This is a genomic window from Enterobacter cloacae complex sp. I2 (assembly GCF_014896205.1).
In the GTDB taxonomy this organism is placed as follows: Bacteria; Pseudomonadota; Gammaproteobacteria; order Enterobacterales; family Enterobacteriaceae; genus Enterobacter; species Enterobacter quasihormaechei.
On the sequence record NZ_JADBRA010000003.1, the window covers coordinates 238,136 to 254,778 of the forward strand.

The window sequence follows — 16,643 nt, forward strand, 5'->3', positions numbered from 1 at the left end:
GTCAGGGGAAGGGTGGGGTAAAAGTTCAGGACTAAGCCCCTGAATGACCGCCGCCCATCCTTTTTGTGCACAACCGCGAAATGAAAAGTTTTTTTCCGGGAGGTTCCGATGGCAGGACGACGCCCGAAACCGACCCACCTGAAAGTGGTAACCGGCAACCCGGGCAAACGCAAACTCAACGACAAAGAGCCCACACCGGCGCGAGAAATCCCGAGTCCACCCGAGCATCTCTCTGACTGGGGAAAGGTAGCCTGGGGAAAGCTAACCGTGCTACTCGACGGCATGGGAATTCTGACCATTGCCGATACGCTGGCGCTCGAACGTCTTTGTGATATTTACGCCGACATTCTGCAACTGCGTCTGACAATTGCCGATGAAGGGCGAACGTACACAGTGCAGACAGAGGGCGGTTTTTTGATTAAAGCAAACCCGGCGGTTGCCATGCTTGCCGACGCCGATCGTCGATTTAAAAGCTACCTGGTTGAATTCGGTCTCACTCCGGCCGCCAGAACGAAGGTGAAAGTGGATGGTGGAGAAAAAGAAGAAGACCCGTTCAACCAGTTCTTCGGTTGATCCCGCAACGCGATACGCCATGGATGTAGTTTCAGGTAAGGAAATCGCCGGACCGGATATTAGAAATGCCTGTAAACGACACCTTAAGGACCTTGAATCCTGTCATGCCCGTGGGATGTTTTGGGATACAGAAGCAGCGCAGCGCGCCATCGACTTTTTCGCGAAAGTGCTGAAGCTCAACGGCGGCGAGCATGAAGGTAATCCCTTTATCCTCCTGCCCTGGCAGTGTTTCATTGTTGGTTCGATATTTGGGTGGAAAAACTCTGAAAACTACCGTCGTTTTCGCATGGTGTATGTCGAATCGGGTAAAGGTTCGGGGAAGTCACCGCTGGCTGGCGGAGTAGGGCTCTACTGCCTGACAGCTGATAAAGAACCACGTGCTGAGGTATATGCCGCGGCCACGAAAAAAGACCAGGCCATGATCCTGTTCAGGGATGCGGTGGCGATGGTTGATCAGTCACCAGCGCTGGCGCAGCGGATTAATAAATCAGGCGGAGCCGGGAAGGAGTGGAACCTGGCTTTCCTTCAGACGGGGTCTTTCTTCAGACCCATCAGTTCTGATGATGGACAGTCAGGACCGCGTCCGCATTGTGCACTGATTGACGAGATTCACGAGCATAAGAACAACCAGGTCGTTGAGATGATGCGCGCCGGTACGAAAGGACGTCGGCAGGCGCTGATTTTCATGATCACCAACAGCGGCCACGATAAAACCAGCGTCTGTTATGACTACCACGAGTACGGGCGTAAAGTTGCAGAAGGTTCGATTGAGGATGACAGTTTCTTTTCATTCATCTGCTCGCTTGATGAAGGGGAGGACCCATTTAAGGACGAGTCATGCTGGAAGAAAGCTAACCCGTCGCTTGGTCACACCTTCACAGACCGTTATCTGAGGGAACAGGTCACCCAGGCGCGTGGCATGCCGTCGAAAGAGAGTATCGTTCGCCGCCTCAACTTCTGTCAGTGGGTTGACGCCGATAACCCCTGGATGAGCAGCGATGTGTGGATGGGGTGCGAAGAGGACTTCGACCTGCATGAATTGCAGGGTGAGGAATGTTATGGCGGCCTTGACCTTTCTGGAAGCCGGGACCTTACCGCGCTGGCGCTGTTTTTCCCGAAAAAAAGAAAACTGCTGGTGGAGTTCTGGACACCGAAAGACACGTTGCTTGATCGGGCTAAAACGGATCGGGTTCCTTATGACGCGTGGGAGCGGGATGGATACATTCATACCACGCCAGGGAAAGCGGTTAAGTACGGATTCGTTGCTGAACGTATAGCTGACCTTTCTCAGATGTTTTTTATCAAGGCGATAGCCTTTGACCAGTATCGAATCAAATATCTTGAACCTGAACTGGAAGATGCCAGCGTATCAGTGCCTTTGATCCCTCACGGGCAGGGGTACTACAAAGCCCAGGAGTCAGGGTTATGGATGCCGCACTCTATTGAGCTGTTCGAACAGCGGCTGGATGACGGCGACATCATCATCAAAACCAATCCCTGCCTGCGCTGGAATGCTGCATCAGCAGTAACCGAAGCCGATCAGAAAGAAAACCGGATCTTTGCCAAGAAAAAGAGTACCGGCCGTATTGATGGCGTAGTGGCATCTGCTATGGCTATTGGTGCATCTGAAGGGGATGTTGGGGATGAGGGCGATGTCGATGGATTTTTTGACGAACCGATCATAGTGGGTATCTGATGGCTAAGAATAAACAACCCGGGCGTGTAAAAAGCGCCCTGTTAAACTGGCTGGGAGTACCAATCAGTCTCACGACAGGTGAATTCTGGCGTGAATGGTATGGCACCAGTAGCAGCGGAAAGGTTGTTACCGCTGATAAAGCGATAAAACTCTCTGCTGTCTGGGCTTGTGTCAGGCTGTTGAGTGAGTCCATTTCAACACTCCCACTGAAAATATACGTGCGCCAGCCTGACGGGTCTCGAAAGGCTGCGACAGATCACCCGGCCTATTCGGTGCTGTGCCGTCGCCCTAACTCAGAAATGACTCCATCTCGCTTTATGTTGATGGTAGTAGCCAGTATTTGTCTTCGCGGGAATGCCTTCATTGAGAAGAAATTCATCGCAAACCGCCTGGTTTCGCTGGTGCCTTTGCTGCCGCAGAACATGGTGGTTAAACGGCTCACTACCGGGGCGCTGGAATACAAATACACTGAAAACGGAAACGAACGCATCATTCCGGTTAAAAACATGATGCACATTCGCGGATTCGGGCTGGATGGTGTTTGTGGGATGATGCCAACGATGGCGGGCGTTGATGTATTTGGCGCTGCTATGTCGGTGGATGAAGCGGCAGCAAAAATTTTCGAGAATGGCCTTCAAAGCACCGGATTTTTGTCCTCTGAAAATGCACTGACGAAGGAGCAGCGCGATCGACTGCGCCAGAACCTTCAGTCATTTATCGGTTCAAAAAATGCCGGAAAGCTGATGGTTCTGGAAAATAAATTAACTTACCAGAACGTCACAATGAACCCGGAGGCTGCGCAACTTCTTGAAAGCCGTTCATTCAGCATTGAGGAAATCTGCCGCTGGTTCCGCGTTCCGCCCTATATGGTTGGGCATACGACAAAGCAGAGCAGCTGGGCTTCGAGTCTGGAGGGTATGAACCTTCTTTTCCTGACGCACACCCTGCGACCTTTGCTGGTGAACATCGAACAGGAAATTGGACGGTGCCTGCTTGACAGCGATGACGAGGTGTTCGCGGAGTTCTCCGTAGAAGGACTGCTGCGCGCCGACAGCGCGGGCCGTGCTGCGTACTATACCAGTGCGCTCCAGAATGGGTGGATGTCCCGTAATGACGTGCGCCGTCTTGAAAATATGCCACCTATTGAAGGGGGTGATATTTACACCGTTCAGCTCAACCTGACGCAACTGAAAAATCTCGAAAGCAGCAATCCTGCTGTTCAGGCTCTGGCCCTGAGAGAACTGCATAACCACGTATTCCCTGATATTTCCTTTGAACAATCTCCGCTGAAACAGGCCGCTTAGGAGCACTTTCCTGATGAGCAAAAAACAACTTCCGGCAGCACCGGCGGGTCGCCCCTGTGCGCGGGTCACCTGTGAAACTTTACCCTCCGCCCTGGATCGCTGGGATGGCGGGATCAAAGCTGCGGCCACCGACGACAACAGTATTTCTGTTTTTGATGTGATCGGGCAGGACTACTGGGGTGAAGGCGTAACAGCCAAACGTATCGCCGGTGCGCTACGGGCGATGAATGGCGCCGACGTCACGGTCAATATCAACTCCCCTGGCGGTGACATGTTCGAAGGCCTGGCAATCTACAACCTTCTGCGTGAATACGAAGGCCGTGTGACGGTGAAGGTGCTCGGTATTGCCGCCAGTGCCGCCTCGGTCATTGCGATGGCCGGGGATGATATTCAGATCGGTCGTGGTGCCTTCCTGATGATCCACAACTGCTGGGTCTACGCGATGGGTAACCGCCATGACTTTGCGGAACTGGCACAGTCTCTGGAGCCCTTCGATAACGCTATGGCAGACATCTACGCGGCGCGCTCCGGCCTTGATATGGCAGCTGTTCAGAAACTGATGGATGCCGAGAGTTATATCGGTGGCAGTGACGCTGTGGCGAAGGGACTGGCAGACAGCCTGCTTTCTGCTGATGCGGTCAGTGATGGCGATGAATCACCCGCGGCCGCGCTTCGCAAACTTGATGCGCTGCTGGCTAAAACCAACACCCCGCGCTCTGAGCGCAGAAAACTCATTAAAGCCTTATCCGGTGGCATGCCTGGCGCTGTCACCACCAACGACGGTACGCCGGGCGCTGCCGAAGATATCAAACCTGAAACCCTCAATTCACTTGAAAGCGCTCTTGCGGCGTTAGTCAAATAAGGACCCTTTATGTCTGAAGTAAACGAAATTCTGAAAAAAGTCACTGCCAGCATTGAAGAGGCAACCGGCAAATTCAACGCGAAAGCAGAAGACGCACTCAAAGAGGCACAGAAGTCAGGCAGGCTGTCAGAAGAAACAAAAGCAGCCGTTGATAAAATGGCTTCTGAGTTCAATGCGCTGCGTGAAGCTGAAAAAACCCTGAAGGCCGCAATGGGCGAACTGGAGCAACACGTTGCCCAGATGCCGCTGGCAAACGCGAAACAGGTTGTCGAGTCCGTTGGCCACCAGGTGATCTCCGCTGAAGCCCTGAAAACCTTTGCTTCCAGCGTGGAAGGCGGTAAGCGCATCAGCATCCCGGTTAAGGCTGCCCTGACTTCGGTGGATGTGCCTGATGGTGTTGTAGAGCCACAGCGCCTGCCGGGTATTGATACGGCACCGAAACAGCGCCTGTTCATCCGCGATCTGATCGCTCCAGGTCGTACGTCCTCCTCAGCTATTTTCTGGGTGCAGCAGACAGGCTTTACCAATAACGCGAAAGTGGTTCCTGAAAATACGCAGAAACCATACAGCGAAATTGAGTTCACGCCGAAAATCACTGGCGTCAGCACCATCGCGCACCTGTTCAAAGCCTCAAAGCAGATCCTGGATGACTTCGCACAGTTGCAGTCCACCGTTGATGCCGAAATGCGCTACGGACTGAAGTATGCAGAAGAGCAGGAAATTCTCTTCGGTGATGGTACCGGCGTTCATCTGCACGGCATCGTTCCTCAGGCGTCAGCGTTCAATCCGGCGTTCACTGTCGAACAGCAGAGCGGGATTGACGATCTGCGTCTGGCAATGTTGCAGGCACAGCTGGCACGCTTCCCGGCGTCTGGTCATGTTCTTCACTTCATTGACTGGGCGCGGATCGAGCTGACCAAAGACAGCCTGGGTCGTTACATTCTGGCGAACCCTGCGGCGCTGACTGGTCCGACTCTGTGGGGCCTGCCGGTTGTTGCAACGGAAGCGGCAGCCTTCCAGGGTAAATTCCTGACCGGTGCATTTAACGCTGGCGCGCAAATCTTCGACCGCGAAGATGCGAACGTGGTTATCTCCACGGAGAACGCCGACGACTTCGAGAAAAACATGATCACCATCCGTTGCGAAGAACGTCTGGCGCTGGCTGTGAAACGCCCTGAGGCGTTCGTGTACGGTTCATTCAGCACCGGCGCGGGTAGCTGATAACTATTGCGGCCTTCGGGCCGCTTTTTTTTCGGGGCAAACAAATGCTTGATCAGAATGTGGTGAAACAGCATTGCCGCATTGATACCGACTTTACGGGTGATGATGCTCTGCTGGCGATTTACACAGGTGCAGCGGCCCGGTACGTCCAGACATGGACACGCCGAACGCTCTATGAAAAGGAAAGCAGCCCTGGCTACGCTGACGACCCGGACCCGATCCTGCTCAATGATGATGTGAAGGCAGCCATGCTACTGCTTATCGGTCACTGGTATGCAAACAGGGAATCGGTAGTTATAGGTGAAACCGTGTCTCAGGTTCCATTAGCTGTGGAGGCTCTTCTTCAGCCTTACAGGATATATGGCCTATGAGTTCATTGCGTGCTGGCGAGCTTGATAAACGCATTGTATTACAAAAACTCGAAATTCAGCGAGGTCCACTGGGAGAGCCGCTTCCAGGTGGCCCCGTCGTGGTCGCTACTGTTTGGGCCAGGGCTGAGAATGTTTCTAACAGAAAAATTCGCACACTGGATCAACAACAGGTTGTTGAAACCTGGTTATTCACTATCAGGGTGCGTTCAGACGTCCAGACTGACTGGAAAATAGCGTGGAATGATGATGTCTATACAGTTCGCGCCGTTGATCGTAGCAAGTCTGATCGATGTGTAATAACGGCTGAACGGGATATACGACATGATAGAACAGGCAATTAAAATCTCGCTTGAGCGTCTTTCCGGGATGACTGTTTATCCTCTTCTTCTACCAGACAGCGAGCAAAACGGTATTACATTCCAGCGGATATCAGACCCGGAAGTTGAAACGGGAATGGTACGAACAGGGCTCATTGCTGGTCGTTTTCAAATCTCAATGTACAAAGTGGATGATTATACTGGGCTGGTGAAACTGGATAAGGCTATCTGGTCTCAATGGAAAAGTATTGTCCACGGAGAGCTTGAAGGTTATCCCGTTCAGTATATTCAGCGTGGGAATATACTTCAGGATAAAACAACCCTTACCAGCAATCAGGTTCAGTACAGGCTTACCCGAGATTTCGTGCTTTATTTTTATGAGGAATCATCATGATTCGCATGGAAGTTAAAGGGCTTCAGGAACTCGAACGCCAATTACTTTCCCTTGGGGAAAAGGTTGGTACGCAGGTTTTACGGGAGGCCGGGAAAGCTGCACTTGAGCCCGTTCTGGAGGATATGAAAGCGCATGCTGGTTACGACGAATCAGCGAAAGATGAGCACATGCGCGATTCAATTAAAATCCGCTCATCCTCTTCGAAAGCAAAGGGCAATGCAGTTGTATATCTTCGCGTTGGCCCGAGTAAAAAACACTTCATCAAAGCGTTGGCTCAGGAGATGGGAACCGTAAAGCAAGTCGCAAGTCCCTTCATTCGTCCGGCGCTCGATTATCAGAAAGCGAAAGTTCTGCGCATCCTTGCGATAGAAATACGCGACCGAATTGAAAACCACCGGTAGCGCTCGCTGCCACCTTCAAAGAGAGAGAAATTATGGCTGATAAAACTTCGCCAGAGTACGCGATGCTGCCTGCTGGCACCGTCGTTATGTGGGGTGCTGCGGGCAGCGACGTAGCAACAATGAAACCACTCATTAACTGTAAAGCGCTGGGCGCTACAGGACAGACGGGCAGCTTTGTAGACTGCACTACGCTGATCGATACCAGTAAACAGTTTATCTCTGACCTGCCTGAAGGCCCTGAAAAATCGCTGGGCTTTATTGACGATCCAGCCAACCAGGACTTTGCTGATTTCCTCAACGCAGCAGAGAACCGGGAAACCGTACAGTTTTACGTTGAGCTGCCAAATGGTCGAACGGCGAACATGATTCTGGCCCTTTCTGGCTGGCAGATGAATGAAATTACCGCCCCGGCAAGTGAAGTCATTCAAATCACTGTTCAGGGAAAACAGAACAATATTACCTGGGGTACGGCTGCCGGCAGCTGATCAGGGCATTACTAACTGGCCACCTCCTGGTGGCCTTTTATTATCTAATTCTCAGGAGAAACTATGTCTACCATCGATGTTTCTGCACTTAAATCCGCACTTCTGAAGCCTAAAAGCGCCGTTGTTACCGCCGAAATTTTTGGAACCACCGTTTATCTACGCCGCATGACGGCGGGAGAACTCATCGATCATGAAGAAGCGCTGCGAGACAGTCAGATTTCAGAAGATGCGCGTAAAGCTTCAGAGATCAGTGTGCAGTTGATCGTCGATTGTCTTGTCCATCCCGATGGCAGCCTAATCGCAGCTGAAGACAAACCTACCGCAGCCGAGCTACTCCAGACTCATGACAACGTGGCGCTCCTTGATGCAATCGCCACTGTAAAAAAACATGCGCTGGGCAAGCTTGAAGACGCGGAAAAAAACTAACGAGCTCGCCCTGGCTTGAGCTGATTTTCTGGCTGGCTGACCGCTGGGGCGAGCCTGACCCTTCAAGGATAGCTTCACTTCCGGCAGAAACTCTTTTTCACTGGCGCGCGTACTTTCTGCGTACTGGTGCCATAAGCCGACCCGGTGATGAGATTTCTCCGACTCCTGAAACCCCGCCTCCTGCTGTAGTCAGTAATGTTGACGATCAGTGTGCGGCAGTAATGAGAGCGTTAATGTAATGGCTGACGTTGCTTCCCTCGCCGTCGGGCTGCATCTCAACGCAGCCAATTTTAAATCTCAGCTGATGGGTGCATACGGTGATGCTGAGAACTCATCAAAGCGTTTCAACCGTAACGCACAGGAAGATGCTAAAAAGACAGATGAAGCCTATTCCCGGATGGGGAAAACCATCGCGGGTGTTGCTGGTCGCCTGGCGGGATTTGCCGGTGCCGGTTTATCTCTTGGTGCCATCATTACTACCACGCGTGAATACGGGCAGGCTTTATCCGACCTTTCGGCTATCACCGGCGCTACAGGCATCCAGTTAAAATCACTTGATGAAGCCGCCCAGGAGATGGGGCGTAGCACTGAATACAGTGCGAGCCAGGCGGTGGAAGCCCTGAAATTGATGGCGTCCGCTAAACCTGAGCTTCTTCAGACCGCAGACGGACTTACTGAGGCGACAAAGAGCGCGCTAACGCTTGCTCAGGCCGCAGGATCAACTTTGCCAGATGCAACCCGCACTCTGGCTCTTTCGCTTAACCAGTTCGGGGCCGGGGCTCAGGAAGCGGATCGTTATATTAACGTGCTGGCTGCCGGTGCCAAGTTCGGGGCTTCGGAAATCGCAGATACAGCTGCGGCTATCAAAAATGGCGGTGTGGCTGCTGCACAGGCAGGAGTCGGTTTTGAAACGCTGAATGCAGCGATTCAGGTTCTGGCTGAGCGTGAAATCAAAGGTGGTGAAGCAGGCACCGCGCTGAGAAACGTTATTCTTGCCCTTGAGAAAGGTACAGACAAAACCCTGAAACCCTCGATTGTGGGGCTTAGCGGTGCGCTGGAGAATCTGTCGAAGAAAAACCTTTCCACTGCGCAGGCCGTGAAGCTTTTCGGCGTTGAGAATATCAACGCGGCTTCGGTGCTGGTGGACAACCGCAGCAAACTTAATGCCCTGACACAGGCTCTCACCGGCACCCAGACGGCACATGAGCAGGCCGCTATTCGTGTGAATAACCTGAATGGCGACATCATGGGGCTGACCAGTGCCTTCGAAGGCATGATCATTAAGATTGGTCAGAGCAGTACTGGGCCTCTGCGTTCCGGCATTCAGTCAGTAACAGACGGTATTAACCTGCTTACCGATAACTTTAACGCCGTAGCGAACGTGGCGCTCTATACGCTGATCCCCGTCATCTCAACGAAGCTCACTGCGGGGCTGAGGGAAAGCGTAAGTGCCTGGCAGCAGAATCAGGCAGCCGTTAAAGCAGCAGCAGCGGCTCAGGCTGATGGTGCGCGCAAGACGCTGGAATCTACTGCCGCCACGCTTAAGCGAAATGACGCAGAGTTTGGTTACTACCGTCAGCTGGAAAAGACGGCCAGACAGCATGGTTTGAACGTAAATTACCAGGGAGAGTTTAACCGGCTTATCCGTGAAGAAACCGAGCAAACTAATCTGGCCACTCGTGCAAAAATGCAGTTGGCAGCAGCTAATCGTCAGGTATCTCTGACCGCTCGTGCTGCCTCGGTAGCTGTGGGGCTCGCTCGCGGGGCCCTGGCGCTTGTCGGTGGACCTTTTGGGGCTGCGATGCTGGCAGGCTCCGCACTTCTGTATTTTCATCAGCAGGCGAAGGATGCCCGACAGTCAGCAATTAACCTCAAGGATGCTGTCATTGAAACCACTGCTGCGCTGATGCAGATGTCTGATAAACAGCTGGCCGTTAAGCAGATTGACCTGCAAGACCAGTATGAAAATCAGGTAACTCAGCGTAACCAGCTCATCAAGGAAATTCAGGACGCAGACAGCAGACTAGATAGCCTCGGTGGATTTGACCCATTCCGACAGAAAAAAGGGGTAGAGGACAGTAAGAAACGGGCAGAAGCTGACCTTGAAGCCGTTAATAAAGGGTTAGAGACAACACAGTCTAACCTTGAGAATGTCAGCAAGGCGCGATTTTTGGTCCAGACAGGGATCGCCGATCAAGCAAAATCGCTCGCGAATGACATCAAAAATATCACAGCTCAGACAGCTAAAGCCGGAGAGGGTGTTACCACACCCTGGACCGGTGAAGATACTCAAAAGGCCAGGAAGGAAACGGTCAATCAGTATCTTCAGTTGCGCAGGGAGATCGAAGAAGCTCATGCAACCAGCCTTGGAAAAATTGATCTTCAGGAGAAAGCCAGTCAGGAAAAGCTGATCGCTGCGGCGCGTAAAAATGGAGCAAGCCAGCAGGATCTACAGCGTGCGCTGTTAATGAATGCTGAAAATTATCAGAAGCAACGTAACGAACTTGCTGAGCAGTATTCCCCGGCACGATCGGCCATCAATAAAGAGAAGGAAGCGAGCCAGGAGCTCAAGTCTCTCCTTGATGCACGTTTGCTTACTGAAAAAGAGTACATGGCTGCGCGTGTCACACTGTCACAGGAGACATCCCGACAAATCCTACAGGCCCAGGCTAATGCTCTATCAGCACCACGGCTTGAGCTTGCCGGGGACGTTGATCCGCTTGCCCAGCAAAGGAACCAACTCGTACAGCAGCAAAGTCTGGTAGAGACCTATTATCGCAGTGGTGTGCTGAGTAAGCAGCAATACGAAATGCTGATGCAGAAGAGCAGTAAAGATTCTGCTGATGCACAGTATCAGACCGCGCTGGAATTATATCGCTCACAGAGTGACTTCAATAATCTGGCGATCGGATTGGTTGATGCTACCCGGGAGCGAACCACTAATGTCCTGACGGGGCTGCTGACTAATACGCAGACCTTTAAAGAGGGCATGATCAACCTCTTCTCCACGCTTACTCAGTCGATAATTCAAAACCTCGTCGATATGGCAGCGCAGGCGCTCGTAACAAATACCATCCTGAGTTCGATTATGGGTGTCGGTTCGAGTGTACTTGGCGGTGTTAGTGGAAGTACGGCAGTCAGCTCAGGGACAGCAATTGCCGATTACGGGAGCAATTTCCAGTTCAATGCTAAAGGTGGCGTTTATTCCTCCTCAGACTTAAGTGCCTACAGCGGTCAGGTTGTCGATAACCCTACCTTTTTCGCATTCGCGAAAGGGGCAGGAGTAATGGGTGAGGCGGGACCAGAAGCGATCATGCCATTGACCCGGGCAGCTGATGGTTCACTTGGGGTTCGCGCAGTGTCAGGCGGTGCCTCTGAAGGCGCTGCTCCTCAGGTATTCATCACTATCAATGGCGATGGCAGTACGGCATCACAATCATCTGGCGGGCTGGAAAAATTCGGTAAAAGCGTAGGCAATTTTGTCAGAGATGAATACCGAAAGCTGATACAGGCTGATCTTCGTCCCGGAGGGGCAATCTGGAACAGTACAAACGGGAGGCGGTAATGGCGCTGGAAACTTTCAACTGGAGCCCTAGGGTGAATCCTTCTCAGGACGTCACCATGCGTACGCGTGAGGCGCAGTTCGGAGATGGTTACACCCAGACATCCGGTGACGGACTCAACCCTCGCTCACAAAGCTGGGATCTGACCTTTGTAGGTCTGGAATCCTACATCAAGTCGATCAAAGACTTTCTTGACCGCCATGAAGGAACAAAAGCATTTGCATGGAAGCCGCCGCTTGAGGATTTGGGTCTCTATCGATGCAAACAGTACAAGCCCTCCCCAATGGGGGGAGGCAACTGGTCTCTGACGGCAACATTCATCCAGGCATTTAAACCATGAGCTTAAACGCAGACTATCAGAAGCTGGAATCCGGAAACGACGTTCGCCTGATTGAGGTGGACGGTTCTTCTTTTGGACTGACGGACGTTCTCCGCTTTCACAATTACAACATTCCCCACACCGAAGCGGAAATAGTCGCCGCCGGGGGGGATGAGGCCAGGCTCCCGGCGAAACCAATCTGGTGGCAGGGTAATGAATATTCCGCCTGGCCCTATCTGTTGGAAGGGCTGGAGAAATCGACCAGTGGCAGCAATGCGACGCCATCACTTACGGTCGCGAACATCGAAAGCTCTATTTCTGCCCTGTGTCTTGCGTACGACGATTTGCTACAGGCTAAGGTCACTATTCACGACACAAAGGCAAAATATCTCGATGCGAAAAACTTCGCAGGCGGTAACCCTACAGCAGATCCGACTCAGGAGAAACTTCAGGTCTGGTATATCGACGGGAAAACGACCGAGCTTGCTGGCGAAACCATCGAGTTTGTACTGTCCAGCCCTATGGATCTTCAGGGACAAATGATCCCCACGCGGCAGCTTCATTCCCTGTGCACATGGTGCATTCGTAATAAGTACCGCACAGGCGACGGCTGCGACTATGCCGGTACGCGCTATTTCGACAAAAACAATAACCCGGTAAGCGATCCGTCACTGGATGAGTGCAACGGCACGCTGACGGCCTGCAAACTTCGGTTCGGTGAAAGCAACGAACTCTCGTTTGGTGGGTTCCCGGGTACGTCGCTGATCAGGAGCTGATATGCGTCAGAAAACCATTGATGCAATTATGGCGCATGCCGCCGCTGAATATCCTCGTGAGTGCTGTGGTGTGGTGGCGCAGAAAAGCCGCGTTGAACGTTATTTTCCTTGCCGGAATCTTGCCGCGGCGCCGGAGGACAATTTTGTCCTTTGCCCCGAAGATTACGCAGCCGCTGAGGACTGGGGTACGGTGATCGCCATCGTTCACAGCCACCCTGACGCTACTACACAGCCGAGCGAACTGGATAAAGCGCAATGCGACGCAACGCTTTTACCCTGGCATATCGTGAGTTGGCCAGAGGGGGATTTACGCACCATTCAGCCGCGCGGAGAGTTGCCACTGCTGGAGCGTCCGTTTGTGCTTGGTCACTTTGACTGCTGGGGGCTGGTAATGAGCTATTTCCGGCAAACGCATGGTATCGAACTCCACGATTACCGGGTTGATTATCCCTGGTGGGAAAACGACTATCCGGACAACTTCTATCAGGATTGCTGGTACGAGTGCGGATTCCGTGAATTCGACGGGCCGCCGAAACCTGGCGATATGGTGATCATGCAGGTCCAGGCTGATAAGTGGAATCACGCTGGTATTCTGCTGGAGGGTAATATGCTGCTGCACCACCTGTACGGTCACCTGAGTCAGCGAGTACCATATGGCGGTTACTGGCAGGAACGAACGATGAAGATTCTACGTTACAAATCTCTGTGCTAACCTTTACGAAATTTCAAAGGAGCATGAAAATGAAAAAGCTACTCTTGCTGCTAGTTATTGGTTTGGCTGGCTGCTCTGTAAATTCTCTAGAGTCCCAAAAGCCTATTTTATCAGAGCACACCTCCAAGAGTGCCGATCAGGTTAACAGATGCTTAGCACCAAAATGGGTAGAACTTCGTTCTTCAAGCTCCAGTGTACCTACCGAGTCAGGTTACAAAATAACAGCATCGGATGATATTTTTGGTGCTCTTTCGGTAGTAAATATCGATAAATCAGAGCGCGGCGGGAGCGATATTAAAGTTTATGCCGTTGCAAAAGGATGGAATGATCACTGGGCCACGGCCGCCAGGTCATGCCTTTAAAATATTAAAATAAACTAAGCCACCTTCGGGTGGCTTTTTTTATGGAGCAAACATATGTCTGAGGTCATGGCCCGAATTGAACTCGGCGGCATTTTGGGGAAAACGTACGGGAAGGTTCATCATAGGCTTATACGAACTACCGGAGAGGCAATCAATTCGCTAACAAAAACAATAAATGGGCTGGAAAAATTCCTGATCACCAGTAAAGCAAGAGGTCTGACTTATGCCGTTTTTAAAGATAAAAAAAACATCGGAGTGGATGATTTAGGTTTTCCAGTAACCGGTGAAGTTATTCGAATTGTTCCTGTTGTAATCGGAAGTAAAAAAGCTGGAGTTTTGCAGACAATTCTTGGGGCTGTTCTTGTCGTTGCGGGCATTGCTGTTGGGATGCTTTCTGGAGGAACGCTTTCTGCTGTGGGCTACGGAGCCGCGAAATTCGGTGCAGCTATGATTGCTGGTGGAGTTGTCCAGATGCTTTCGCCTCAACCTGGGGGCCTTGCCAGCAAACAAAGCGCAGATAACCGTGCATCGTATGCGTTCGGCGGGGTGACAAACACCGCCGCGCAGGGTTACCCGGTTCCGCTCCTTTACGGACGCCGACGAATCGGCGGGGCAATTATTTCCGCCGGGATTTATGTCGAAGATCAGCAGTAGATAACAAACCTTTTTACAAGCCACCCCCGGGTGGCTTTTTTTATGGGCGCGATATGGCTAAAACAATTACCGGACGAAAAGGGGGGAGCTCCAGTTCCCGAACTCCTACCGAACAGCCTGATGATCTGCAATCTGTAGCGAAGGCAAAGATCCTCGTTGCGCTTGGGGAAGGGGAGTTTGCTGGACAGCTCACCGGCAAGGATATCTACCTGGACGGAACGGCGCTGGAAAACGCCGACGGCTCCCAAAACTTCAGCGGTGTAACGTGGGAATTTCGCGCGGGTACTCAGGCCCAGAAGTACATTCAGGGCATTCCCGGTACAGAAAACGAAATCAGCGTGGGAACCGAGGTAACGAGCGCTACAGCGTGGACACGAACCTTCACCAATACACAGCTTTCGGCGGTTCGCTTACGCCTGAAATGGCCTTCGCTTTTCAAGCAGGAGGACGATGGCGATCTGGTTGGTTACTCGGTTAATTATGCGATTGACTTGCAGACGGACGGCGGGACATGGCAGACAGTCCTCAATACCAGCGTGACCGGGAAAACGACCTCAGGTTATGAGCGTAGCCACCGTATTGACTTACCTCAGGCGGGCAGCACCTGGACAATCAGACTACGCAAAATTACCGCTGACGCCAACAGCGCGAAAATCGGCGACACGATGACGCTACAGAGCTTCACTGAGGTGATTGATGCGAAATTGCGATATCCGAACACCGCGCTGCTGTACATCGAATTCGACTCCAGCCAGTTCAATGGCTCTATACCTCAGATCTCCTGTGAGCCTCGTGGCCGCGTTATTCGGGTTCCTGATACTTACGACCCAGAAACCCGCTCTTACAGCGGGACATGGACCGGGGCATTTAAGTGGGCATGGACGGATAACCCTGCGTGGATATTTTACGATCTGGTTGTTTCTGACCGGTTCGGCCTCGGTCACCGTTTGACTGCTGCTAACATCGATAAATGGACGCTTTATCAGGTCGCCCAGTATTGCGATCAGATGGTGCCGGACGGTAAGGGTGGCGATGGAACAGAACCACGCTATACCTGCAACGTGTACATCCAGGACCGAAACGACGCTTATACAGTCCTGCGTGATTTTGCGGCCATATTCCGTGGCATGACGTACTGGGGTGGCGATCAGATCGTTGCTCTGGCCGATATGCCCCGTGATGTGGATTACAGCTATACGCGCGCTAACGTTGTTGGCGGTCGCTTCACCTATTCAAGTAGCACCACGAAAACCCGCTACACTACAGCGCTGGTTTCATGGTCCGATCCCGGTAACGCCTACGCTGACGCGATGGAACCCGTATTCGAGCAGGCGCTGGTGGCGCGGTACGGCTTCAATCAGCTGGAAATGACAGCCATCGGCTGTACCAGACAGTCAGAAGCTAACCGAAAGGGGCGCTGGGGTATTCTCACCAACAACAAGGATCGCGTTGTTTCGTTCGATGTCGGGCTGGACGGAAACATACCGCAGCCTGGCTACATTATCGCTGTGGCAGACGAGCTGCTTTCCGGAAAGGTTATGGGCGGTCGCATCAGCGCCGTTAACGGTCGCGTTATCAAACTTGACCGTGTAGCTGATGCAGCAGCAGGTGATCGCCTTATCCTCAATCTTCCCTCCGGAGCGTCACAGAGCAGGACCATTCAGGCGGTTAACGGGGAATCGGTCACAGTCACCACCGCGTACAGTGAGACGCCTCAGGCCGAAGCTGTCTGGGTGGTTGAGTCAAACGAACTCTACGCGCAGCAGTATCGTGTTGTGAGCGTCGCTGATAACGATGATGGCACTTTCACCATTACCGGTGCATGGCACGATCCGGATAAATATGCCCGAATCGATACCGGAGCCATCATTGACCAGCGGCCGGTGAGCGTGATCCCGCCGGGCAACCAGTCGCCGCCTGCGAACATCGTGATCAGCTCGTTTTCGGTGGTGCAGCAAAATATCAGCGTCGAAACGATGCGCGTGAGCTGGGACCAGGCGCAGAATGCTATCGCCTATGAAGCGCAATGGCGCCGCAACGACGGGAACTGGGTGAACGTGCCGCGCAGTTCCACCACGTCCTTCGACGTTCCTGGGATTTATGCCGGGCGCTATCTGGTACGTGTACGCGCCATCAATGCCGCAGAAATCTCGTCCGGATGGGGCTATTCAGAAGAGAAAACGCTGACGGGGAAAGTGGGCAATCCG

Annotated in this window: 18 protein-coding genes; all 18 read left to right on the top strand. The window is 52.5% G+C overall.

Annotated features, from left to right (window positions below):
- Positions 1–108 precede the first annotated feature (108 nt).
- Positions 109–573, top strand: a complete 465-nt coding sequence (locus tag IM300_RS04260) for a phage terminase small subunit P27 family (protein ID WP_045911167.1) — start codon at positions 109–111, stop codon at positions 571–573.
- The gene (locus IM300_RS04265) at positions 527–2,269 is read left to right on the top strand and encodes a terminase large subunit (RefSeq protein WP_121528170.1); all 1,743 of its coding nucleotides are present in this window, start codon (positions 527–529) and stop codon (positions 2,267–2,269) included. The genes IM300_RS04260 and IM300_RS04265 overlap by 47 nt, the downstream gene beginning before the upstream one ends.
- On the top strand, positions 2,269–3,573 hold the full coding sequence (locus IM300_RS04270; RefSeq protein WP_045911168.1) for a phage portal protein: 1,305 nt from the start codon (positions 2,269–2,271) through the stop codon (positions 3,571–3,573). The genes IM300_RS04265 and IM300_RS04270 overlap by 1 nt, the downstream gene beginning before the upstream one ends.
- 13 nt (positions 3,574–3,586) lie before the next feature.
- A complete protein-coding gene (locus IM300_RS04275) occupies positions 3,587–4,435 on the top strand; it encodes a head maturation protease, ClpP-related (protein WP_032104391.1) in 849 nt (282 codons plus the stop codon).
- 9 nt (positions 4,436–4,444) lie between these two features.
- The gene (locus IM300_RS04280) at positions 4,445–5,656 is read left to right on the top strand and encodes a phage major capsid protein (protein ID WP_032622508.1); all 1,212 of its coding nucleotides are present in this window, start codon (positions 4,445–4,447) and stop codon (positions 5,654–5,656) included.
- 44 nt (positions 5,657–5,700) lie between these two features.
- Positions 5,701–6,027: a head-tail connector protein gene (locus IM300_RS04285; RefSeq protein WP_045614361.1), complete on the top strand. Its 327-nt coding sequence runs from the start codon at positions 5,701–5,703 to the stop codon at positions 6,025–6,027.
- Positions 6,024–6,368: a phage head closure protein gene (locus IM300_RS04290; protein ID WP_047737130.1), complete on the top strand. Its 345-nt coding sequence runs from the start codon at positions 6,024–6,026 to the stop codon at positions 6,366–6,368. Before IM300_RS04285 ends, IM300_RS04290 begins: the two co-directional genes overlap by 4 nt.
- Complete coding sequence (locus tag IM300_RS04295) at positions 6,349–6,738, top strand: hypothetical protein (protein WP_057102413.1); 390 nt, start codon at positions 6,349–6,351, stop codon at positions 6,736–6,738. The genes IM300_RS04290 and IM300_RS04295 overlap by 20 nt, the downstream gene beginning before the upstream one ends.
- Entirely contained in the window at positions 6,735–7,139 is a 405-nt protein-coding gene (locus tag IM300_RS04300; RefSeq protein WP_045895695.1) for an HK97-gp10 family putative phage morphogenesis protein, read from the top strand. Before IM300_RS04295 ends, IM300_RS04300 begins: the two co-directional genes overlap by 4 nt.
- A 32-nt stretch (positions 7,140–7,171) precedes the next feature.
- Positions 7,172–7,624, top strand: a complete 453-nt coding sequence (locus IM300_RS04305; RefSeq protein ID WP_032104401.1) for a major tail shaft subunit — start codon at positions 7,172–7,174, stop codon at positions 7,622–7,624.
- Between the two features lie 63 nt (positions 7,625–7,687).
- Positions 7,688–8,050, top strand: coding sequence for a phage tail protein (locus IM300_RS04310; protein ID WP_193035440.1), 363 nt, complete (start codon positions 7,688–7,690; stop codon positions 8,048–8,050).
- A gap of 238 nt (positions 8,051–8,288) precedes the next feature.
- Entirely contained in the window at positions 8,289–11,615 is a 3,327-nt protein-coding gene (locus IM300_RS04315) for a phage tail tape measure protein (RefSeq protein WP_193035442.1), read from the top strand.
- Positions 11,615–11,953, top strand: a complete 339-nt coding sequence (locus IM300_RS04320; RefSeq protein ID WP_048984738.1) for a phage tail protein — start codon at positions 11,615–11,617, stop codon at positions 11,951–11,953. The genes IM300_RS04315 and IM300_RS04320 overlap by 1 nt, the downstream gene beginning before the upstream one ends.
- Positions 11,950–12,708, top strand: a complete 759-nt coding sequence (locus IM300_RS04325; protein WP_193035444.1) for a phage minor tail protein L — start codon at positions 11,950–11,952, stop codon at positions 12,706–12,708. Before IM300_RS04320 ends, IM300_RS04325 begins: the two co-directional genes overlap by 4 nt.
- A 1-nt stretch (position 12,709) precedes the next feature.
- The gene (locus tag IM300_RS04330) at positions 12,710–13,420 is read left to right on the top strand and encodes a C40 family peptidase (protein WP_063863768.1); all 711 of its coding nucleotides are present in this window, start codon (positions 12,710–12,712) and stop codon (positions 13,418–13,420) included.
- Between the two features lie 29 nt (positions 13,421–13,449).
- A complete protein-coding gene (locus IM300_RS04335) occupies positions 13,450–13,782 on the top strand; it encodes a hypothetical protein (RefSeq protein ID WP_226842036.1) in 333 nt (110 codons plus the stop codon).
- Between the two features lie 54 nt (positions 13,783–13,836).
- A complete protein-coding gene (locus IM300_RS04340) occupies positions 13,837–14,436 on the top strand; it encodes a tail assembly protein (RefSeq protein ID WP_047737199.1) in 600 nt (199 codons plus the stop codon).
- Positions 14,437–14,489: 53 nt separating this feature from the next.
- The coding region (locus IM300_RS04345; protein WP_193035446.1) for a host specificity protein J at positions 14,490–16,643 on the top strand (2,154 nt) is incomplete at its 3' end.